Origin of the sequence: Clostridium oceanicum, assembly GCF_039521385.1 — a bacterium.
Lineage (GTDB): Bacteria > Bacillota > Clostridia > Clostridiales > Clostridiaceae > Clostridium_F > Clostridium_F oceanicum.
In genome coordinates, this window is the sequence record NZ_BAAACG010000010.1 from 145,744 (window position 1) to 170,403 (window position 24,660).

Here is a 24,660-nt window from a genome sequence, read left to right on the forward strand (position 1 = left end):
TTTTTATTTATTATTTGCTGTTTTATTATTTGCTGTTATTTTTTCCACGTATCCTGAAAAGCCGTTAACTCTAATCCTATCGCCTGTTTTTATTAGTTTGGTTGCGTTTTTTACACCGACAACTGCTGGCATTCCGTACTCTCTGGCAATTACAGCTCCATGGGTCATTAATCCCCCAACTTCTGTGACTAGGGCTTTAGATGAAATAAATAAAGTTGTCCAGCCTGGGTCTGTAAAAGGAGCTATTAAAATTTCACCGGATTCAAAATGAGCATTGTTTGGATTTAAGATAACTCTAGCCTTTCCTTCAATAACCCCCTGGGAAACTGGTATGCCTGGCAATGAATTAGAAGGTATATCCTTATTTACATAGTTACCATAATAAAGCTCGCCGTTACTTGTAATTACTCTTGGGGGATTGAGTTTACGATTTCTTATATATGCTTCTTTACGGCTTTTTATAGTATCTTTTAGGTTTCCTTTAAATTTATTTTCCACTACATCATGAATTTCATAAAACCAAAGGTAATAAACATCTTCTTTTTCATCTATAATCCCTTTATCTTGTAAAATTGCTGCTTCTTTTAATATGGACTTTTTAATAATCCAAAAGATTCTAATTAAGCAATACTTAAAGTGCTCTCTTAAGGCTATTCCTTTTCTAAAGGTGTCAATTAATTTGTCTAAGTTATCTATTTTATTTTTACTTAAGCCTTTAGCTTTAGCCTTTGAAATTATTTTGTTTCTTTCTTTTTCTACATCTTTTAATCCCTTATCAAAATTTATTTTATGCTCTCCATAGGATTTTGCATTGGCAACACTTATAATAGAAGGAAGCAAAGATAAAGGATTTTCAAGCCATCTTTCATTAGTTATATCTATCTCTCCAGGGCATCTCATTCCATACTTACTTAAAAAATCAGTTAATGCATCATAAAATTTAGATCCTCCATTAAATCTTTTAAGTTTATCTATAAAATTAGGATTGTTAGTTCTTTTTAAATAGTTAAGAACTTCTGGATATTTTCTTGCAATATCTCCTAAGTCTCCAATAGCTAAGCCCATTTCTGCAGTAACATTTCCTCTTAAAGACTTGTTTAAGGTTTGTATATTTAAGGATTCTCCAAAATACTTGTTATATTTTTTCTGTAATGATTTTTGTGATAACATGCCTATTTGTGTAGCCGGTGGCAAGGTGAGAAATATTCTATTTAAAGAATTTAGAATTTCATTTTGGATATAGTTCATTGCATCTTTGCCGGATAGCTTTTTAAGATTAGTATCAAAGGTAGTACAGATATTGTCTATAGTAGCATTTGTTCTTTGAAGCCAAGTTAAGGAAGCATCGTTTTTCGTTTCTTTTAGAAAACTTACTAACATTGTGCTTAAATTGCTTGCAATAATATGCTTTATAGAAGAATGCTCTATTTTGCTATGTTTAAAATCATCACTAGAAGTTGCTTCTTTTATTGAATTAATCATTAATTCATCCATCATTGGCGATTTATCCAGCAAGGTGTTTTTTAAGATTGGTGTCTTTAAAACTTCAGTTATATCTACATAAGCTCTGCTTCCTATATCCTTTACGAAGGGATTTTTCACCTCTTTTGAAGATTTGTCTCTAGGCATGCAAAAGAAACTGGCAACGCTTATCCCTAAAGGCTTTATTGCATTTGTCATCATTTGCTGATGGCCAAAGGACATGTATACATGGAAAAAATCATTGTGAGTTTTAGGAATAGGATATAAGGTTGTAATCCCCCTACTTTGAAGTATATATAACTTTTTATTGTAATAAGCCCATTCTATATCCTGTGGTGCCCCATAAAAATCTTCAATATCTTTACCAGTTTTGCTTAATTTTAATATCTCTTTATCCTTTAGCACTTGAGATTTTTTAAGGGAATCAGATATGGATTTTTTAACTATGCCGCCTCTATTATTGTTATACATTCCGATGGTCTTTGTTTTTATATTCTTTTCTATTATATTGTTAAGTTTTACTTTGTATAAATCTGAAGGAGCAATCCCCTGTACCAAGGTTTCACCAAGTCCGTAAACTGCATTTATACAAGTAGTGTTTCTATTTTCATTGATAGGGTCTGCAGTAAACATTACCCCTGAAGATTCTGATGGAATCATCCTTTGGACAACTACAGAAAGAAAGACCTTTTTATGATTGAATCCATTTTTAAGCCTATATAAAATAGCCCTAGTAGTAAAAAGTGATGCCCAGCATTTTTTTATATGAAATATTATGCTTTCAATGCCCATTATATTTAAATAAGAATCATGTTGCCCGGCAAAGGAAGCATAAGGCAAGTCTTCAGCTGTACCACTTGATCTAACTGCAAAGCTACCTTCAAAGTCAAAATTATTAAAAATATTTCTTACAGACTTTTCTATCACATAGGGCATATTAGCTGATTTAATGTAGGAAATAATCTCTTTGCTAAGTTTATTTATAGCGTTGGTTTCATTTACTTTTAGTTTAGAAAGCTTGGAATAATAACTATTCATATATGCACAGGAATTGATAAATTTTTTGAAAGCTTCCGTTGTAACAACAAAGCCTTCTGGTACATTAAATCCATTTTTACATAAGAGTCCTAGATTCAATGCTTTTCCTCCAACTTCTGGAAGACTAGATTTACTTATTTCACTAAATTTAGCTACATACAATAGATATCATCTCCTCTACTGACAATATCTATTGTATTCATAAAATACTGTTTTGTTTCTAGTATTGCTACGTTTTAGTGGATATCTTATAGTAGTGAAATAAATTTAATCCTTACGGGTATTGGTAGTAAAATAAAATCACCCACATACATAGCAAAATATAGCCCTTTGTAATTAAATATTACTTTTAGCTTAAACCTCTCTTTGTTTAATGCTCTTTTATTTAATGTTTTTTTAGCCTTCTGTAGTATTTAGGCATAATTATGTATTTTACAGATTGTTAATAGCAAAATAAATCTACCTCTTATGAGAAAGAAAATACCCCGGCCACATATAGCAAATCTGTGATAAAATTTTCATACATTATTATAATGAGTTTTTATGGTTTGACAAAAATCTAAAATCACATAATTCATCACCATTTCCCAGTGTTTTTTTTCTATCCCAAATCACGTTATCCATATTACCGTACACATAATCATCTATTTGGCAAAAAATCGGAACTAACTCTACACATCCTTCTTCTTTCATTATGTCAAAATATAAACACTTTTTAGCATGAAATTCTATAGTATCTTTATTATTTTTTATCCATTTCATTTTCCATCCTGGCTCACAAAAACTATTTTTTATCGCCAGAGGACATAATTTTCTAAATAAAGAATATCCAAAAGGTAACTTCCCTATAGTTTTAAAAAAATCTGCCATTGATTTATTTGCAATTATTGCTGAATCTTTTATATATCTTAAGCTTTCTTCTCTACTATATCCAAATTCAATCATTTCCATATAAACTGCTATAGATGGTAATATTGCCTTTTTCATATGTACAGCCATTTTTTTATTGGATAAATCATGTTTACTAATTAACAAAGTCAATCTATGGTTAATTTTTTTTAATAAAACTTCATTATCACATAATATCCCTTTAAATAAAAGATACTGCATTGAACTTTTCTTCAAAATTTTATTACAATTCATAATTCTATTCCCCCGTCAAATTATAATAATGTGTACAGCAGGCATTAACTAATTCATAATCATGAGTAATTATGAAAATAGCTTTGCCTAATGAAGCAGCATATTTTATGGTTTTAGCCAATATCTCCATATTTTTATAATCCAACCCACTACTTGGCTCATCTAATATTAGAATCTTTCTCTCTGATAATAAACCACACACTATTGATAGCCTTTGTTTTTGTCCTCCTGACAAAGCATATGGATGTTTATACCTTATATCGTATAGATCAAATACCCTTAATAGACTTCTAGCTTTATCTAATAGTTCTGGTGTTTTGTTAATTCCTGTAAGTATTTCTTGTTCAATACTATTTGTAAAAAATTGTGTTTGAGTTTCATTTGCACCATACCATACTTTTTTATTTCTTTTTTTGTGAGTAATTTTATTGCCTTCAATTAAAACATTGCCCTTACTCTCTTTGTATATGCCACTTATCACTTTGGCTAATGAAGTTTTCCCAGATCCATTAGAACCTAATATAGCTATTATCTGACCAGCATATCCTAAAAAGGAGCAATTATTTATTATATTTTTCCCTTTAATATTAAGTACTATATTCTTAATCTCTATTAAAGGTTTTTTGTCTTCTTTAATAGAAATTTTTTGTAAAGGCTTTATAGTTGTTTTAAAAGGGCATCTTATTCCTAGTTCTTTCTGTTTTAATAAACCAAGTGCCTTTATTTCCTCTTTGGTATATTCTCTAATAATCCTTCCATCTTTGATGTATAAAAACCTGTCAACTATATCCATTAGATAATAAATCCTATGCTCTGCAAATATCATAGTAGTACCATAATATTTTAAAGTCTTTAGTATACAACTTAGATTTTCAATGCCTTCATCATCAAGGTTTGCTGATGGTTCATCAAAAATCAAAATTTTAGCTTTAGCTACCATTGCAGAAGCAATAGCTACTTTTTGACGTTCTCCACTAGATAATCCAGACAATTTTTTCCCTTTTAATTCTTTTAATTTAAGTTCTTTTATAATGTCATTTGTATAATCTACTATCTTATCATGGTCAAAGCCATAATTTTCACATGAAAAAGCAATCTCACCTTCTACTTTATCGGAAAAAAACTGTGTTCTTGGATCTTGAAATACACTACCTACAATCTTACCTCTTTCCCACATAGATAATTCTTTTGTATCCTTACCATTTATATAAACACTTCCTTCAAATTTTCCTTCAGCAAAATAATGAGGTATTAATCCATTTATAGTTCGTATTATTGATGTTTTACCATTACCAGAAGGCCCTATTATAGCCACTGTTTCACCTTTTTTAATCTTAAGTGATACCTCTTTTAAACAATAGGCCTTGCCATAAGCAAAAGAGATATTTTTTAAATGAATCATTTTATTCCCCCCTTTTGCAATATATAACAAAAAACAAATATTATTATTGTAATCCCGATACAATCCTTAAACCCTTTTTCGTCACAATAGTAACTCCCCCTATTACAGGGGGCTTGTACTCCTCTAACCATAGCAGATGCTGACAGTTGATCTGCTGTGTTAATACTCATCATTAACATTGGTACTAATACATACTCATATGTTTTTAAAGGACGCAAAATCAAATTTTTGATACCTGTTAAATCACGATTGTGCATTGATTCTCTTATGCCTTTTATAGCAGACCTAACAGTCGGTATAAATCTACAGGTAACCAAAACTCCTAAAATAAAAGATTTTGATACATGTATTTTAGACAAAAAAGAACTTATAATACCAGGTGATGTAGTCATAACATCTTGCATAGCCATGAATATTGGTGTTAGCCACCAAAATATAAAAACATAGAATTCAGAAAAAACAATAATTGGCAACATATACTTATGACTTAAATAACGTATAATACTTAAAATCAAATATAAAGGTATATAGCTTTTTAATATTTTGTATTTTCTTTGAATTAAAAAATTACATGTAAGACCTAAAAACAAAATTGGCATGTATTTCACATTTTCTAAAAGAAATGTTCCTAATATAGTTAATATTAATATTATTAATTTTGTAAGTAAGCTAAACTCCAATTTGTTTTGTGATTTCATTATAATACTCCTGCTTTATCAAAATGTTTTTTAGTAAGCTTAGTACCATAATAACTTCCTATTAACCCAGATATAGCTGCAAATGCAACAATGAATATTATCCACTTAGGCTCAGTGTAATAATTTTTATAGCTATTTATATATTCCATAGTCATCCCGCCATTTAGTGATGCTGTTACATAATCATCCCACATGATGAAAATAGGAAGGATTGATGTACCAACATAGGCCATGCTAAAAAATGTCCATGCTTTTATTATTTGTTTATTATTCTGATTTTTATATAAGAATAATTCACATATAATACCTACTAATATTAAATAAATACTTATAAACCAATATCCCATCATTAAATAAACTAAAGCTAAAATTGAACTATATACAAATGTAACCAATGGTTTTTTTACTTTTTTTATCATTACAACATATATTGGTGCAGATAAAAAACACACTACACCAGATGATAATACTAAACTAAAAAATTCATTAACCATAGAAACAGCATTAACAGCTAATTGTACTACCACTATTAGAACACTTAAAATCACCATTGTTATAATATCTCTGACTGAAAATTTATTTATTTTATTCATTATTTTCTCCTCCTTTTATTGCTTCTATCACAAATGTTGGTATACTTCTATAGGCTATTTGGTATATTTTCATTCCATCTAGGCCTGTCTACATTAGCTAGTGGCAATTTTAAAAAATATTTAAAGTTGCCATCCTATAGCCTCTTCTCTAGCTGATATGAATCTTTTATATATTCCCTCTTCTGATATTAATTCATTGTGTTTTCCCACTTGTTCTACTTGTCCATTATTAACTACAAGTATTTGATCTGCCTGTTGCACAGTACAAAGACGATGAGCTATCATAATTATGGTTTTATTTTTGGTTAATTCATTAATGGCAATTTGTAGACCCTTTTCGTTTTCTGGATCAACACTAGCTGTTGCTTCATCTAAAATAACTATAGGAGCATTTTTCAGTATAGCTCTAGCAATAGATATTCGTTGTTTTTCTCCTCCTGATAAACTACTCCCCCCTTCACCTACATATGTATGGTACCCCTTTGGAAGAGCTTCTATAAATGAATGACAACAAGCTTTTTTTGCTGCCTCTTTAACTTCCTCTATTGTTGCATCTGGCTTACCAAAGCGGATATTATTCAATATTGTATCTTCAAATAAGTATACCTTTTGAAATACTGTACTAAAATTATCTAAAAGGCTTTCGCAAGTAAATTCTTTAACATTGTGGCCACCAACTATAACCTCTCCTTTTTGAACATCCCAAAAACGTGTTATTAATCTACATAGTGTAGTTTTACCACTACCTGAAGGTCCAACTATTGCAGTGGTAGTATTTTGTGGTATTTTTATATTCATATCTTTGATTACATCTCTATCATCATATGAAAAATATACATTCTTCAATTCTATATCGTAGTTATCTAAATCAATTGTAATTCCATCTTCATCCATAAGTGGAGTATTATTTAGATCGTCTATTCTGTCTAGTGATGATTCTATTACTCTAGTTAAAGATGATACGCTTCCAACTATCTCCATCTGTGCATATATCATAAAACTAGCAATAAGAAGAATGAAACACTTTTCAATAGTAATATCACCACCAATAAGAAGATAGGGAGCTACTATTAAAATTGCTGATGCAGCAATTTTGAACACTAATTGATATACTGCTGTTAGACTTGAAAATACTCTCTCTAACTTTATATTAGCATTTGAACTTTCTTCTATAGCATTTTTTACTCCTTCACTTGAAATCCCTCCAAGGTTATATGCTTTAACTACTGCAATGCCTTGTATGTATTCTAAAATAGCAGTAACCAATCCAGCTTGGGCTTTCTGCCTTCTTGGAGATAATATCTTACTTTTCTTTTGTAAATATACATATACAATCATTGAAAGAATGATACCTACGATAGTAATAACACCAATGTGCCATTCATATGCCAGTATCCATAAAGCAATAACAATTCCATGTACAAAAGCACAAATAACTTTATCAAATATGGTAACTGCTATAGTTTCAATATCACCTAATGTAGTAGTTGTAGTAGCTGTTATTTCTCCTAATACATTATCATTGAAATAACCCATTTGTACTCTTTTCATAAGTTCCCCTATTTCCAATCTTTTATCTTGACACATGCCAAAACTTGCTAGTACACGCTTTTTATTTGATATGTTAGAAAATATAATTCTACCTACTATACTAGCTAACATTACTAGAAAAACAGTCCAAACATCAGTCATCCCAATTACTTTTTTGCCTTCTGTGGACATAATTAGCCACCTAATAAGCATTAAAATCCCCATTATGGGTATAATTTCGAAATTAGAACGAATAAAACTGGAAATTACAGACATAACAATATCTTTATGATAGTTTCCAGAAAAATTTAGTAAACGTTTAAATAGTTTTATCATTTTATGATACCTCCTCTATTGCATTGTCTTTAAAGCTAATATGAGCTTGCCAAAGTTCTTTATACAATTTGCATTTCTCTAAGAGATATCTATGATTTCCCATATTCTCAATTTTCCCTTTATTCATTACAACTATTTGGTCTGCGTGAACAATTGTAGATAATCGATGAGCTATTACTATTAACGTCTTGTTTTTTATTAGTTCATTTATAGATTTTTGTATTATACTTTCATTCTCAGGATCCGTAAAAGCTGTAGCTTCATCTAGCAATACTACTGATGCATTCTTTAAAATGGCCCTAGCTATAGAAATTCTTTGACGCTCTCCACCTGACAATTTCCCTCCAGCATCTCCTACGTTTGTATCATAACCATTTGGTAATGTGATAATAAATTCATGAGCACTTGCTTTTTTTGCAGCCATTTCCACTTCTTCATCAGATGCATTTTTATTTCCTAGACGTATATTCTCTCTTATAGACAAATTAAATAAGAAATTATCTTGTGATACATAAGCTATGGTTTCCATTATTTGAGATAAGGGCAATTCTTTAACGTCTATGCCCCCTATCTTTATACTTCCTTTATCAACATCCCAAAAACTAGCAATAAGCTTAGCAATAGTAGACTTACCACTACCTGATGGTCCTACTATTGCTGTAATACCTGATGGAACTGTTGAAAAACTAATATCTTTAAGTACTTGTACCTCACCATAGGCAAAACATGCATTTTCAAATGTTATTGTATTGTTCTTAATATTCTTTCTATCTATAGGTCTATTCATTTCTTTCGCTTCCAAAATCTCTGCTATTTCTTTAACTGTACTGTCTACCATTGCTAAACTGTCCGTATATTCTAAGGCTTGTATAAGTGGTTTGATAAGACTTAATGATAAAATAATGCAGGTTATAAGTACAGGTATACTAATGCTGCCTTTCATAAACAGATATGTACCCATTGGTAAAACTCCAAGAAGAGATGTAGGCATTATACAAATAGCTATAGTGTAATATCCATTTGTTTTTTTAAACCATTCACTTTTAGAATTACTATTCTCCTTCACAGCATCTGTATATTTTTTGTAAGACCTAGCTGATTGGTTAAACATCTTTATTACTTCAATACCATTAATATACTCAACTATTGTAGCATCCATATTTCTACCTGCTTTTAATACTCTAGCATAGCGAGTTTCGTAATCCTTCATCATACCCATATAGCATACTAACCCTATGGGTATAGTTACCAAAGCTATCAATGCTAATCTCCAATCCAAGAAAAAGAAATAAATAGACAAGCATATAGGTACTAAAAGATTTGATGTTAATTCTGGTATCATATGTGCTAAAGGCAATTCAATCTTTTCTACAGTATCAACTATTGATGTTTTAAATTTTCCAGATGGGGTATCAATAATATATCCCATAGGCACTCTAGAGAGTTTTTCAGTTATTTCTTGTCTTATATTTTTTAGGATTATAAAAGCACTCTTATGTGATAAAATTGTTGACATGGTTGAAAATATAACTTTTCCTAAATATCCAATGAGAGCTATCAAAGCTATATACATTATGTTCGCCCATTTATAATCATTTTCAAATAGCCTTGATATAAGATTAGATACAGCAAAGTAAGGTATCATACCAAATGCTACACCGGCTATGGAAAGTAAAATTGATGCAATCATCTTGTTTTTACATTGTTTAGCAAAATTTAAAATCATACTAATACTATTTTGTTTATTATCTTTCAAAACAGAGCCCCCTTCTATATTCTGATATGTTTTATTAAATAGATATATTTTTACTCAGTTATAGTGGCAGTAATTATTTAAAAGAAATCAAACTTTCCCATCCACTGTTAAAAAATAATGCCAATTCCTCTACATATCCCAAAGCTTCTTCTTTTGCCATATCATGAGCAACTGTTTCAAACACTGCAGTAAAATACGCACTTGTTAGCATATGGTGTAGTTGTTTATTAATGTTACCTTTCACTTTATTTAATTTTCTAAGAGTTTCATAATATTCAGTTGTCCTTTCAACCTCAATATTGACTAAATCATTAATAAAGTTTTCATATTTAGTTCCATCTGCACAGCAAATTAATAATTTAAATTGTTCAAAATTATCATATATATAATCCATAAAATATCTCAAATACTCAGTTGATAACTTTGTACTATTAATTGTTTCTTCACTGTCAATAAGATCAAAGTGTGAATCTTGAGCCTTTTTAAAACTTGTAAACATTTCATTAGATACATCTTCAACCAATCCATCAAATAAGGATTCTTTATCTTTATAATATCCATAAAAAGCACCTAACGTAAAACCTGCATCTTTAACTATTTTTCTTAATGATGCACTCTTAAATCCATTTTTTAAAAACTCTTTTTTTCCTGTTTCTAATAATTTTTTTTGTGTATCAGTACTATTTTTCATAACAACCTCCATTCCATAATATATCACCGATATATATCACTGATATATTATCATAATTGATAACGATTGTCAATATCATTTTGTACTTTCCAAAATTAATTAAACTATTACCATTTAATGTTTTTTAAGCCTTCTGTGATATCTAGGGATAATAATGAATTTTGCAGATATAGGTAATAATAAGTTAAACATAAATCCAATGAACATATAAAGATTTACATATGGATTTGTAAAAGCCCCATTATTACTTAGTAAATTAATCATAATAATCGAATAAGGTACATGAAATATAAATGATGATCTAATTCCTGGATTAAATATCATTTTCCCTTTTATCCCCATAACTAAATGGCCAAACGCCTGAAAGAAAAAGAAATAGGGTATCCATGCGAAAAACTTTATATTAATAAAACCAAGTCCAGAAAACAATGGAATGATGAGCCATATATAAATGAAATTAATCCAAAATATTACTTCCCTATCTACAGGTACAATTTTATCCCTAGGATTTACTTTTAATAAATTCTTATTGAAAAATACTGGAAACCCACCAGGTAAAATATATTCTTCTATTTCATGTACCAAATACAGTGGAAATGCTAATAGAATCATAAACTCAATAAAATCTATTCGTGAATACAGTGGAATTAAGCTTCCTAAAACATAAATCAAAACTAATATTGCAGCTTTTTGCCAATTATCTTTTACCCATTCTATATAACTATTTCTCATAATAACCTCCATAATTTAATGCTTTATCTTATTAGTTTATTATTTCCAATCAAAAATATATTTATATATACATTGTAATAAAATTACAAATGCACTAGCTTTAGAATAAATTCTAAAACTAGTGCATCAGGTTTTTAACTATGATATTTTTGAAAAAATATAGATTCAAATAATGCTTCATCCTTATTATATTGTTTTCTCAAAAGCTACTCTTTCACTTCCATCTTCTAAATGAATTATTCCACAATACTGAAATTTGTTTTTCTTAAGTAGTTTTTGCATAGATATGTTTTCGTGCTCTGTGTCTACTTTGATACTATGGACATCTTTACTTAAACAAAGCTCTTCTACACTTTTTATAATTTGAGATGATAATCCTAATCCTTTATAATTATTGTCAACAGCTATTCTATGAATAACTGCATATTCATTATTAGTAATCCATTCCCCTTCATAAATAGAGTCATATGTTGATTCTCCATCAAAAGAAACTGCTGCAGTAAGAACAATATTATTATCTTTTAACAAGACATAACTATTTCCTTCAGCAATATCATTACTTATTGTTTCAACATCAGGATAACCATCCTGCCATTGATCAATCCCCTCTTTTTTAAAATAATCTTGTGCCTGTTTAATAATGTTCATTATACTATCAATATCACTTTTAACTGCTTTTCTAAATTCCATTTCAATTCTCCTCTCTTGTTTTGTTATATAAATTAATTAATATTATTGCTTATTTTTTATATCAATCCAGTATTCTTCTATATTTTCACTCATTCTTTTTATTAATTTAGTTGCCATTTCCTTTTCTTCTTCACTAAAATTTTTAAAGGATGTTCTAAACTGCTTATTTTCTTCCTCAATCATAAATTCATATATTTCCAAACCCTTTTTAGTTGCAGTTAATTTATATTCTCTCTTATCATCTTTATCTTGTTGTTTATTTAAATATCCAATGTCAATAAGCTTTTTTACTGCTTTTGTAGTTGTAGTTTTATCTACTTTTAACAAGTTTGATAAATTTACAAAGTTAATTCCAGGATTTTCACAAACTCTAGTTAAAAACATATATTGACTTTTTTTCAAATTAAATTTTTTATATTCAAAATCAGCTTTAGAATTTATACATCTAGATAACGTTCCTACAAATCGCAATACTTCGCCTTCTAATTTTTTCATATTTCTCTCCTTTATAATCAAATATTAGTTGAACTATCAATTAATATTTAGTATATATTATTTTAGTTGAAACTTCAAGTATTTTTTAAAAAAGCATTATAAAAACCTATCTTAACGCCTATATTTCAAGGCCTAAGATAGGTTTCAATTAAAAACTAAATCTATTTTTTATTATTATAAACTTTATACTTGTCCAGTATTTGAACCACTGAAAGCTCCAGAATATTGATTTTGTGTTGAATATGAAATTGAATTTAATACTCTTTCTCTCTCTTGTGGATTGCTTATTTGAGATACTATAGCATCTTTATAATCATTAAATCCTACTGAACTTTCTATCAAACTTTCTATAGCATTAGAATCTACTACTTTATCTCCTATTGTAATATTTAAATTTTTACTGTCATCAAAGTCTTGAATTTTTACTACATCATAATCATGAATTAAGGCTAAGTAATTTTGCTCTTCATTTTCCATAAACACTAAATCATTTATACTAGAAACTCCACTGGTACTATCAAAAATTAGTTTATCCTGAGATTCATAATCTTTAATAGTATCTTTGCCAAAATCATTTGAAAAGACGAAACTATCGGCTCCATCTCCACCAGATAAATAGTCATCTCCTATACCACCATTTATGACATCCTGACCAATATTTCCAGTTATAAAATCTGCTCCTTCATCTCCATTTAAAATTGCAGAAGCTTTACCTGCTTTTATCATATCATTACCAGAACCACCATTTAGTTTATTAATGCCTTTATCTGCTCCTTGAAGAATATCACTATCACTGCCTCCATAAAGTTCACTATATACACCATTAGCTCTTATAAAATCATTTCCAACTCCGCCATGAAGTATATTTTTACCTGCTCCTGTAAAATCTCCACCTAGAAGCATGTCGTTACCGCCATTACCATAAGCAGTTAAGGATCCTACTGTACTTTCATCTTCAATTTTTGAAAGTCCTATTACATCATTATTTTCTGTACCTGAAATTTTATTTGTAGTCTGTAATGATCCTTGGAAATAAAGTGATGTTCCTTCTACAGCTGAAAAATCTATATAATTTTCCTTAGCACCGGCTCCTATAATTCTAATTTCTTCAGGTTTTTCACCTTCATTTAAAACAATATCAGAATCATCTTTCATAGAAATTTTATTATTTACTTTAGTAAGTCTTATTTCTTCAAAATTAGAAAAACTCAAGTCATAATCTTTTCCATCACCATTTTGTCTTAGATAACTTAAATTATTATCTTTTACAGAATACTTAAAATCAAATGTTTGATCATCATTTTCTTTTATAGCAGAAAGATCTAATATATCTGTCCCTTCTCCACCATCTGCCATGGCTCTAACTACACTATCTCCAGTTCCATCATTATAAACTCTTTCTACATTAGCTAAAATAACATCATCATCCCCAGCTTTTGTTTCGATTTTAGGGAATATAATATCTGATATAGTAGATATAACTCTGTTATTTACATCTGGAAGATTATTATATTCTGTTACTTCTCTTATTTCTGGATTCATTGAACCATAATGAGCATCAGTAACTGTTCTAGTACTATAAGTTTTCAAACCACTCATATCATCAACTACATCTATCCAACATTTGAATCTTGCATATTTAGGATCCTCTCTATAACTATAAATAGGCTCTCTACCTAAACCACAAGCTCCTGGAATACAACCACCACCTGTATAACCTGATATATACCTCTCTCTATGTCTATGTTTGAATTCTGTACTAAACATTTGTAATTGACTATTACTATAAGATATTTGAGTAGCAGTATCTATAACTCTCGGATTTTTCACTTCATTGCCATCCTCGTCTGTTATAGCATCTTTTCCGGTTCCATATCCTAAAGAAACAGTATCTAGTACTTCTCTTCCATTTATGTTTTTCAAATTAGCTCCTGCTGGCAATATACTTACACCGGCTGCTGTTTTTAATTTATATGCACCGTTAGATTCTTCTCCTTTTACTTGTAAGTTGTCTTGGATACTTCTTACATCATACCCGGACCTATGATATTCTTCATCTTTAAATAATTCATTTATTTGTGCTGGAGTAAGATATGCTGTTAAAAATTGAGTGTGAATAGTATGGGCATTTTCCTTTAAAAAAGTATGAGCATTATTTAAATTATTTTGAAATTCTGAATCAGAAACAATGTATTGTTTCATCATATTATCAAATGAACCAAATTTATCTATAAGTTCTTCTCTTGCCTCTTCTCTTATTGCTTCATTATACGCTCCATGAGTTAAATTTATAAGAGGAGTACAATCTAGTGAAGCTATTTTATGAAGGGCATCATAAATTATTCTATCTACTTCATTATCTGCTGAATCTCTAAGCTTTTGATACTCTATTGCCGTTTCAACAGATTCAACTGAAGGAAGTAGTGGGTTTAAAGCTAAAAAGAAATTTCCTACGGCTCTTCCAACTTCTGCTGGACTTGAATCCGACTTTAGATCTGCAAGTCCTCCAGCTGCTGAAACTACTCCTCCGAATGCACTTATAACCATTCCAACTACTTGTGTTATAGGTCCTCCTACTAATCCTACAACATCTCCTGCTGTAGCAATTACTGATCCTATTAAATCCATTATTTCACTAGGTTTAGCTTCTCCATCTGCTACATTAGCTATTGCAGAACCTACCCAAGCTAAATCAGCAGCTATAGCTAATCCTCCTACTACTTTTCCTCCCGTTCCACCACTAGGAACATCTGGAGTTAATGATTGGCTTGGCAATTTAGGTGGATCTACATTTCCAACTCCTGAACCTAAAGGTCTATAGGTACCTTGGATTCCTGATGTAGCCACTACATCTGAAACACTTCCGTGACCAAAATTTATTCCACTTGTTGGAACATCTGGCACTCTAGGTGGAACAACACCATCAGGATTTAAAGGTTTATATGTTCCTCCTGCCATAGGATCTGTAGCTACTATATCTGAAACATCTTTTGATACAAATCTTGTTGATTGAAGAGAATGAGTATCTGTATCAAAATTATAACTATAACTGTATTTTTGATCTAACATATTAGAAGTTGTATACTTTTCTCTTAGAGTTTCTAAAAATGATTTTCCGTTAGTTAATGATTCTGTCTTAGCTTCTACAAAACTATTTATAAAATTAGCTGTACTAAATATACTTACAGATGCTTGAGATATAAATGAAAATACTTCTGTTGTAGAAGCGCCATCTTCAAAGTCCTTTACTGCTTTATAAATTATATTTCCCATTGCTAGCATAGAAACTGGATCTTTTACCCATTTAGAAAGTAGTCCACTTACCTTTATATGAGATTGTCCTGTGGCTTGTGTATGTAGCTGCATAGCACCTGTTATACCACCATAAATTAATCCTGCAAGTCCAACTCTTTCTCTTCCTGTTAAGTTTTTTATAGCTAATTTATCCTCTTCAGTTAATTCAAATTCCCCAAATAATTTGTCTGCTATCTCATTTGCAAATTTTTCTTGCTCTTCTGTTGCCGTATTACTTTCAGAAGTTATATACTGCTGAAGACTATCTACTCTTTCTTCTTCTTTATGATACTCATTTTTAATCGTTTCCAAAAATTGCATTAAAACATTCTTATCTGAGTTTTCATTTGAATCAGTACTACCATCATTGTTGCCACTGTTTAAAAAAGATAGTATTTTTATTCTTTCTTCTTGTTGTATTCTTGGAGCTGCCTCTATTTGTTGTATATTGGCTCTTATTCCATCAACCTCTTTAGATACTTGCTCAACTAACATTTTTGTTGAAGTTGAAGATGATTCCCCTTGTAATTTACTTATTCCTAAATTTACTGCTTCTAATAATTTATCATAAGCAGGCCAAGTTGGAACAGGCGCTCCATAGGAGGCATGGGCTGGACCTAGTAGTGTACTTTTTTCTAAATCATCCATACTAGTCAGTCTATTTTTAATCTCTGTCAATTCTCCTAATGTCATATCTTCCAAAGGTTTATTCACTGAAAAGTTACCAGTGCTAACTGTTTCTAACCTTTGTGATACCCCTTGAACAGAAGATCTTTCTTGTTCTTTATTATTTAATTCACTATTTAATTCTTCTAACTTCTCAGTATAGTCTGTTGTTGTAAGTAGTTTCTGTAGTTGTTCTTCTCTTTTTTGTTGTACCAATCTTTCATATGCTTCTGCATCTTGTATTCTTGGGTCTGACTCTATTTGTTGTATGTTTGCTCTTATTCCCTCAACCTCATTAGATGCTTGCTCAACTAATGTTTTTATTGAAGCTGAAGATGATTCCCCTTGTAATTTACTTATTGCTGATCTTACTACTCCTAGAAATCTATCACGAGTATAAGACATTAACGTAGGTGCTCCTCGTCCTCCATGAGCATCGCTAAATGCAGCTAACATTTCAGATTCTGAACCTGGGTAACTAATACGTCTTAATCTTTCCTCAACTGTTTGTAATTCTCTTAATGTCATATCTTCCAAGGACTTGTGTAATTGAAAATTATCAGTATTAACTGTTTTTAAACTTTGTAAAGCCCCTTGAATAGCAGCTTTTTCTTGTTCTTTTTTATTCAATTCACTATTTAATTCTTCTAACTTTTCAGTAAGTTCTGCTATTGTATGTTGCATAATACTTTATCCCCCTTATGATTAGTCTTTTGTTAAGTTGCATAAATCCAAATAAAAATCTAATTTATTTTTATGATCACCCCCTAGAAATATTTAATTTAATGTAAAACATATGAAAATATTTTACATTAAATTAAATATTTCTATTGGTCTTTAAGTACTTTAGTAATGATGTATGAAATAACCATAAAATTATTTTGACCATCAAAGTAATTATTTTAAAATTAAGCTAACATTTATAATACAGAATTTTCCTAATATTAACTCTAAAATAATATCATTTATAAATATTAATTTTTATCTTGTTAATAATTTTAACATAATTTATTTATAAAACTTGTTAACTATTTATTAAATATGAAAATTAAACCATAAGTACCTTATAACTTAGTTTTATCCTATATATACATCATTTACATTTATAATCCACACAATTTTTTGAATATTTGTTTAAATTTTATTCATATTCTAAATTTTCTGCATTTTAAATACAAATTAAATATTTTTACTCATATTGAAAATTTATCTTCAATACAGATTTTTAAATTTTTATATAATGATAATAGATTCTTAATATTCAAGATTAAGTTATAAATTTACAAAATAATAAATGCACTAGCCTTAGAATTTCTTCTAACTGCGAGTGCATTATTTTTTTCTTTCTAAATTTAACTTTGTATATATAAGCTATTACTAATTTCTCTATGAAGAAGTGTCACTATCTAAATTTCACTGCATATTTTATGAAAGGTGATAAAATTGGTGTAGCAAAGTTTTTCAAAAGGGTAACATATTCAGATTTAGCTACTTTTTCTCCACCATAAGATAACATTTCATATGCTTCACCCATTTCAATAGTATCCATGTTTGCTAATCTGTATCCATTTTTTATGTAGAAACTTTTTCTTCGAATTCTCTGGTCGTTATTCTCAGCATTTTCATCTTCAGCTTCAATATTTAAAGCCACCCTATTCTTTGAAGTAAATACACGTATAGAATCAAGGGCACGACCGCCATAACCTTTCCCACGAAGAGAACTATCAATAGCAAGATACATAATAAAAGTTAGATTATTATACATGATTAAATAGCAAAATCCAACAAATCTATCTTCATCATACATGGCTAAGTACTCAATATTCTTTGACAAAGCACGGAGAGACAATAACCTTAGAGATATTCTTTCCTTATGTGGAAATGCATTCTTATATAATTCTTTTGTTTTATAATATTCTTTTGATTTAAATTTTACAGGTTTCAGTTTTAAAGGCTCAATCATACAATTACAATCCTCCTTTTAAAATTCAATAATCACATACTCTTATATTTAAAATAATTTCTATCTTATCTGTTTTGAAATTACAAATGCACTAGCTTTAGATTTAAGTCTAATCACTAGTGCATTTATTCTTTAATTATTATTTGCTATGTAGCAAATATTATTTATTAATTTTAAATTTAAAATTATCATTTATAACTGTTATCAGTTATTTTTTATTTTTATTTTCCATTTATTTTTTGCTCTTTGTTATCTATTATTTTTTATTTATTCTTTACTCTTTGTTAGCTGTTCTCTTTAATTTGTTATTTGTTATTTATTACGTTTAAATACCTGCATCAATGAAACTATTATAAGAATACATAAAACAGGATATATCATAGCTAAATCAATTCTTATAATGGGATCACTTGGAGGAAGAGTCTTGCTCCACTTATATACATAAAACTCCCATATACCATAAGCTATTAGCAATACAATAGTTGCAATTTGCGTCTTTGTTATTTTATTAGATAAACTTTTCATATTTTATCCTCCTTTGTAAAGTGCCTCTTTTGTATTAACTAATTATACCCTAGAGTTTATAACTTTACTAATTAATAATTTCTCTATTTGTAAATTCATATTAATATTGTAATAAAATCACTTATACTTTTACTACTTAATATTTAAAACACAAAGATTAATCTTATAAATTTACTCTTTAATGACCATTTAGCCCTAATAAAATAAATAATCTAAGGATAACTTATTTAATAGTAAGCAATCCTTAGATTAACCTTAACGATTATACTCTAATTTTTTACCTTCGAAAAATTTTTCTTTTATTAGTATTTTAACCATAACTATTATACCTAATACATTCGCCACACTTGATAACATTGCCAATAGTGGTGCATTATTAATTCCAATGATTCCTAGGGAAATAACACTAAAATCCCATAAAAAATGATAAAGTATTGGAACAACTATATTATTTAATTTTACAGATATTGTAGCGAAAAATAGACCCATTATAAAAGTAACAACTAATTGTCCTCCTGTTTTAGCTATAGATTGCCCACTCAAAATGTTAGAACAATGCATTAAAGAAAACATCAATGAACTTATTATTATTCCCTTCTTTATTTGTCCATTTTCTAAATATCTTTGTAATAACACCCCTCTAAACATAACTTCCTCAGTAAATCCAACTAATAAGGTTCCCCCTAATGCTGATATTATTAATGTTTTCTGTGAAGTATTTACTGAAGGTATTTCTAAAGATGTAACAAGAAGCATAAGTAAAATAACTATAATATTAGGTATTATGGGCAAAAATCCTTTTTTATTAATCTTTCTAAATCCCACTTCTTCAAAGCTATAATACTTTTTAATCACGAAAAATATAAATATGCAATATATTGTTTGTGGAATCCATACTGCTTTAAGAAACCCCTCATCTAAATATGAATATCCAAATACTGCTTTCATAATATAACTACTTGCTGATATCATAGCTATATTTATAATCATTATTATGTATGTTGCTTTCATTTTTTTCTTTTGTACTGCATTCTCCATACCATTATTCACTCCTTAATTGATAAATTATTATGTACTAGTATTGTAAATAATATATATTAACCTTCTCTTTAAAAAGTATTAATTTTCACTTAAGTTATTAATTATTTTTAATACAATAATTTCTAATGTATCTTTTTTGAAATTACAAATGCACTAGCTTTAGATTTAAATCTAATTACTAGTGCATTATTCCTTGATTAATATTTGCCATGCAGGAAATATTATTTATTTTTATTTATTGTTTTTAATTTTTTTATTTGCTCTTTGTCCTCTGTTCTTTGCTATTTTCTAATTGTATTTTCAATTGTTATCTGTTCTTTGTTATTTTTTATTTATAATTGGTAGTTTTTCATTTGTTATTTGTTATCTATTCTTTGTTATCTGTTCTTTGTTATCTGTTATCTATTATCTGTTCTCTCCATTCTATTCGTTGGATTTTAATGCTTCTATCATGTCTACTTTGTATAATTTTAAATGCATTACTGCCATAACAATTAAGGAAAATAGTATTGTTATAAGGGCAGAATATAGGTAACTTTTTATATGGATAGCAGGAGAAAACATTAGCATATCAACTTCTGCAGTTTCTAAAACAAATCCATGAAATAGCTTACCTACTGCGCATCCAAGTAATATTCCAAGTAGTGTTAAAATGTTATTTTCTCTATAAACATACATGGTTACTTCGTTATCGTAAAAGCCTAAAACTTTTATTGTAGAAAGTTCTCTAATACGTTCTGAGATGTTTATGTTGTTTAGGTTATACAAAACTATAAATGCTAAAGTTCCCGCTGAAATAATTAAAACCCACATAACGATATTTAAGCTATCGATACTCTTACTCATTGCGCTACTAGTTTTGCTTAAAAAGCTCATATTGGTAACTTTTTTGTATTCCATTAATTCTTTAGACAACTCATTTTCTTCCGTTTTAGTAAGATCTTTTTTAAATAATATTAAGTCAGAATTATAATCTGGTTTTTTATTAAAGACTTTTTCGTAATATGTTGGCGTTAGATAAACAAAGTGCATAGCGTAGTTTTCAACTATCTTATCTATTTTGATAGGAAATTTTTCATTATCATTGTTTGAAACTTCAAAGGTATCTCCTACTTTTAGTTTAAACATTTTTGCCAATTTTTCATTTATGATGGCGCCATTATCTGTAAGCTTATATTTCTCTCCTGATTTTCTATCATTAAATAAGATAAATTTGTCTAAGTTTTCCCTTGTTTTAGGAACTTCAACCATTATATCTTGAGTACTTACTCCTTCTTTTTTAACCTTCATAGACTCTTTTGAAATAGTTAAACGATCCTTATAATTTGGAATTTTAGCTAACTTTTCTAAGTATTTTTCGTTATCTTTTTCTGTAGCATCTTTGTTATAGGTTACAATTCCTTGATAATGCCATAATTTATTAAATTGGATATTTACTACATCACCAATGGAATCTCTAAGTCCAAAACCTGTAACTATTAATGCCATACATCCTGCAATTCCAAGGACTGTCATAAGCATTCTTTGTTTATATCTAAATAAGTTACGAGCTGTTACTTTCTCATTAAATTTTAATCTATTCCAAATGAATGTGATTTTTTCAAGAAGAATTCTTTGCCCTGCCTTTGGTGCCTTTGGACGCATTAAAATGGCAGGAAGACTTAATAAATCTACTTTTAAAACTACTAAAGCTGAAACCAATGTACAAATTAAGGCTACTACAATAGACTGAATTGAATAGCTTAAATGGTATTTAATAATTATAGATGGTAAATTGTAAAGTGAGCCGTAAGCATTAAAAATTACCGCTGGAAAAACGTTAAATCCAATTAATAAGCCAAGTAAACTTCCTATTAAGCTTGCCGCAGTTGCGTAGATAATATATTTTTGAGAGATTTCCCAATTTGTATATCCTAATGCTTTTAATGTTCCAATTTCTCCTCTTTTTTCATCTACCATTCTAGTCATAGTAGTTAAACAAACAAGAGCTGCTATCATAAAGAAAAACACTGGAAACACTGTTGCTATAGAAGAAATTCTTTCAGCATTTTCATTAAACTCAGCATATCCTGGATTATCTTCACGGTCAAAAAAGTAATATGTAGGCTCTTTTAAAGATTTTATTTTTTCTCTTTCATTTTCAAGCTTTTCTAATCCATCTTCTAATTTATTTACTTCATCTTTTAGTTTCTTTTCTCCATCTAATATCTCTTTTTCAGATTTTTTAAGCTTTGCTTCTGATTCATCTAATTTGTTTTTTCCATCTGTTTTTGATTTTTCAAGCTGGCTTTTTCCATCATTTAAGGCTTTTTCACTATTTGCTAGCTGCTCTTTTCCTTTATTAATCTCTTTTAAGCCTTCATTATACTGATTTAATTCTCTTTCATATTTCTCTTTACCTTTGGATAAAGGTACTAATTTAAAGACTAATTCTTCTAAGGATCTAGCTTTAGTTTGAGATTCACTAGCCACGTTAGAAAGTTCTTCTGGAATCTCATTTGCTTTTTTACGAGTCACTTCATTCATAGAAACATTTGAAAGTGATATTATATTTGCTTGAACCTTACTTAAATTTATAAGAGGATTATTTAATTTACTAACCCAAGTATTAAGCTTATTCTCTGGGATTGCACTTCCTTTAGGAGTAGATTCTATGGTAGATGTCATATCTGAAACTAGAGAATATAATCCCTTTGTAAAGACTTTAATTTCTTTAATTTGTTCTTGAACTTTGTAGCTATCAGTGTTAGAATCAACTCCAGCAGCTTTTAGTTCATTTTCCATTTTATCTATTTCTATTTTAAACTTATCTAAGCCAGCTTTGCCCTCTGCTAACTCTTTTTCCTTGCTTTCAAGCTCTTCTTTACCCTTTTGAAACTCTTTAGAACTAACTTCTAACTTAGCTTCTCCTTTTTTAATCTCTTCATTATATGTAATTTTGCCCTGAGCTAGCTCGATTTTACCTTTATCTAATTCTTCTTTTCCCTTTTCTAAATCTAATTTGGACTCTCTAAGCTTTTTTTCTCCATCTTCTAAATCTTTTTTATAATCTCTAATGTTTTCATCTGCTTCTTTTTTAATCTCTATTAATCGCTTTTCAGGTCTATTTTTAAAATCTGATTTTAGCTTTTCTTTATTTGAAGCTATTTTTTCATCATACTCCTTTGAATATGACATTTCTTTATTGGTATCTTTATACCTTATGTAAACTTCTGTGTAAGACTGCATATCAAAATCTTCTTTTGGAACAACAGCAAAATAATCAATAGATCCTTTGCCTACATTTGTATTTCCCCTAGAAATATTTTCGATATACATAGGAGAATTAACAAGTCCTACTACGGTATATGTCTTTGTTTTAAAATCATCATCTACTTTATCTTCTTCGCTAAATTTAAATGTATCACCGATTTTGTACTTTTTATATGAAGAAACTCTACTGTCTAAAGCAATTTCTCCACTTTTTTTAGGAAGTCTACCTTGAGTTACTCTATATTCATTAAGATGCTTATCTTTATTTAAATCATAGGAAAAGAATCGTACAACCTTATTGTCCTTTGATAAACTCACATCTTTGCTGTATAAAGCTTCAAAGTCTAAAATATTTTTGTCTTTTTTTAATATGTCTAGGTCTTTTTCACCTAAACCTAAGGTAGATATGACTTTTGTATCCATTAAGTTTTTCTTTGAGTAATATGTATCTGCTGTGTTGACCATATCTGGCCCAGTGGCTTTGATTCCTCCATAAAAGCATACACCTAATAAAATAATGCCTAATATAGATAGAAAACGAGCCTTGGATCTAAAAATTTCTCTAATATTATTCTTTTGTAAAGCTCTCTTTTTCATTTTAATACCCCTTACCACGAAATATCTTCAATAGGAATAGGATTCTCATTTAATTCAACGCTACGGACTTTTCCATCGTTTATTTTAATAACTTTATCTGCCATAGGAGCAATTGCCGAGTTATGAGTGATTACAATGGCTGTAGTTCCTGTATTTTTGCAACTATCTTTAAGAAGCTTTAAAATTTGCTTTCCTGTTTTATAATCTAAGGCTCCTGTAGGTTCATCACATAGTAAGAGCTTAGGATTCTTTGCTAATGCTCTAGCTATTGCAACACGCTGCTGTTCTCCTCCTGAAAGTTGAGCTGGGAAATTTAATTTTCTGTTTTCAAGTCCAACCTGTTTTAAAACATAATCTACATCTAAAGAATTAGGAGAAACTTGAGATGATAGCTCTACATTTTCCTTTGCAGTTAAGCTAGGAACTAAATTATAAAATTGAAAAACGAAACCAATATCGTGTCTTCTATAAGTAGTTATTTCCCTTTTACTTAACTTAACAATATCTACGCCATCAATTATAACTTCCCCACTATCGTAACTATCCATCCCTCCAAGGATATTAAGTAAGGTAGATTTTCCCGCTCCACTAGGTCCTAAAACAATAACTAGCTCTCCCTTATCAATTTCAAAATTAATATCTCTATTTGCATATATTTCATTATCTCCAACTTTAAACTTTTTCGTGCCGTTTTTAACCTTAATAAAGCTCAAATTTTTCACCTATCCTTTATGAA

The 24,660-nt window shown here is 29.2% G+C and carries 17 protein-coding genes; all 17 read right to left on the reverse strand.

Annotated elements, in window-relative coordinates; all coding sequences use genetic code 11:
- Positions 1-3: 3 nt before the first annotated feature.
- On the reverse strand, positions 4-2,682 hold the full coding sequence (locus tag ABDZ71_RS11150) for a phosphoenolpyruvate synthase (protein WP_343761659.1): 2,679 nt from the start codon (positions 2,680-2,682) through the stop codon (positions 4-6).
- Between the two features lie 366 nt (positions 2,683-3,048).
- Positions 3,049-3,663, reverse strand: coding sequence for an L-2-amino-thiazoline-4-carboxylic acid hydrolase (locus ABDZ71_RS11155; protein WP_343761660.1), 615 nt, complete (start codon positions 3,661-3,663; stop codon positions 3,049-3,051).
- A gap of 4 nt (positions 3,664-3,667) precedes the next feature.
- On the reverse strand, positions 3,668-5,065 hold the full coding sequence (locus tag ABDZ71_RS11160) for an ABC transporter ATP-binding protein (protein ID WP_343761662.1): 1,398 nt from the start codon (positions 5,063-5,065) through the stop codon (positions 3,668-3,670).
- Complete coding sequence (locus ABDZ71_RS11165; RefSeq protein ID WP_343761663.1) at positions 5,062-5,763, reverse strand: energy-coupling factor transporter transmembrane component T; 702 nt, start codon at positions 5,761-5,763, stop codon at positions 5,062-5,064. The genes ABDZ71_RS11160 and ABDZ71_RS11165 overlap by 4 nt, the downstream gene beginning before the upstream one ends.
- Positions 5,763-6,356 carry an MptD family putative ECF transporter S component gene (locus tag ABDZ71_RS11170; protein WP_343761664.1) on the reverse strand — a complete coding sequence of 198 codons (594 nt, stop codon included), beginning with the start codon at positions 6,354-6,356 and terminating at the stop codon, positions 5,763-5,765. The genes ABDZ71_RS11165 and ABDZ71_RS11170 overlap by 1 nt, the downstream gene beginning before the upstream one ends.
- Positions 6,357-6,476: 120 nt before the next feature.
- Positions 6,477-8,222: an ABC transporter ATP-binding protein gene (locus ABDZ71_RS11175; RefSeq protein ID WP_343761665.1), complete on the reverse strand. Its 1,746-nt coding sequence runs from the start codon at positions 8,220-8,222 to the stop codon at positions 6,477-6,479.
- Between the two features lies 1 nt (position 8,223).
- On the reverse strand, positions 8,224-9,948 hold the full coding sequence (locus tag ABDZ71_RS11180) for an ABC transporter ATP-binding protein (RefSeq protein ID WP_425544714.1): 1,725 nt from the start codon (positions 9,946-9,948) through the stop codon (positions 8,224-8,226).
- A gap of 103 nt (positions 9,949-10,051) precedes the next feature.
- A complete protein-coding gene (locus tag ABDZ71_RS11185; protein WP_343761667.1) occupies positions 10,052-10,669 on the reverse strand; it encodes a TetR/AcrR family transcriptional regulator in 618 nt (205 codons plus the stop codon).
- A 114-nt stretch (positions 10,670-10,783) separates the two neighbouring features.
- Positions 10,784-11,401, reverse strand: a complete 618-nt coding sequence (locus ABDZ71_RS11190; RefSeq protein ID WP_343761668.1) for an HXXEE domain-containing protein — start codon at positions 11,399-11,401, stop codon at positions 10,784-10,786.
- A gap of 186 nt (positions 11,402-11,587) precedes the next feature.
- Complete coding sequence (locus tag ABDZ71_RS11195) at positions 11,588-12,091, reverse strand: GNAT family N-acetyltransferase (RefSeq protein ID WP_343761669.1); 504 nt, start codon at positions 12,089-12,091, stop codon at positions 11,588-11,590.
- Between the two features lie 42 nt (positions 12,092-12,133).
- Positions 12,134-12,586, reverse strand: coding sequence for a MarR family winged helix-turn-helix transcriptional regulator (locus tag ABDZ71_RS11200; RefSeq protein WP_343761670.1), 453 nt, complete (start codon positions 12,584-12,586; stop codon positions 12,134-12,136).
- A gap of 183 nt (positions 12,587-12,769) precedes the next feature.
- Entirely contained in the window at positions 12,770-17,230 is a 4,461-nt protein-coding gene (locus ABDZ71_RS11205) for a hypothetical protein (RefSeq protein ID WP_343761671.1), read from the reverse strand.
- A gap of 718 nt (positions 17,231-17,948) precedes the next feature.
- Entirely contained in the window at positions 17,949-18,509 is a 561-nt protein-coding gene (locus tag ABDZ71_RS11210; RefSeq protein WP_343761672.1) for a GNAT family N-acetyltransferase, read from the reverse strand.
- Positions 18,510-18,821: 312 nt separating this feature from the next.
- The gene (locus ABDZ71_RS11215) at positions 18,822-19,034 is read right to left on the reverse strand and encodes a hypothetical protein (protein ID WP_343761673.1); all 213 of its coding nucleotides are present in this window, start codon (positions 19,032-19,034) and stop codon (positions 18,822-18,824) included.
- 255 nt (positions 19,035-19,289) lie between these two features.
- On the reverse strand, positions 19,290-20,072 hold the full coding sequence (locus ABDZ71_RS11220) for a CPBP family intramembrane glutamic endopeptidase (RefSeq protein WP_343761674.1): 783 nt from the start codon (positions 20,070-20,072) through the stop codon (positions 19,290-19,292).
- Positions 20,073-20,498: 426 nt separating this feature from the next.
- The gene (locus ABDZ71_RS11225; RefSeq protein ID WP_343761675.1) at positions 20,499-23,924 is read right to left on the reverse strand and encodes an FtsX-like permease family protein; all 3,426 of its coding nucleotides are present in this window, start codon (positions 23,922-23,924) and stop codon (positions 20,499-20,501) included.
- An 11-nt stretch (positions 23,925-23,935) separates the two neighbouring features.
- Positions 23,936-24,637, reverse strand: a complete 702-nt coding sequence (locus ABDZ71_RS11230) for an ABC transporter ATP-binding protein (protein WP_343761677.1) — start codon at positions 24,635-24,637, stop codon at positions 23,936-23,938.
- Positions 24,638-24,660: the final 23 nt, after the last annotated feature.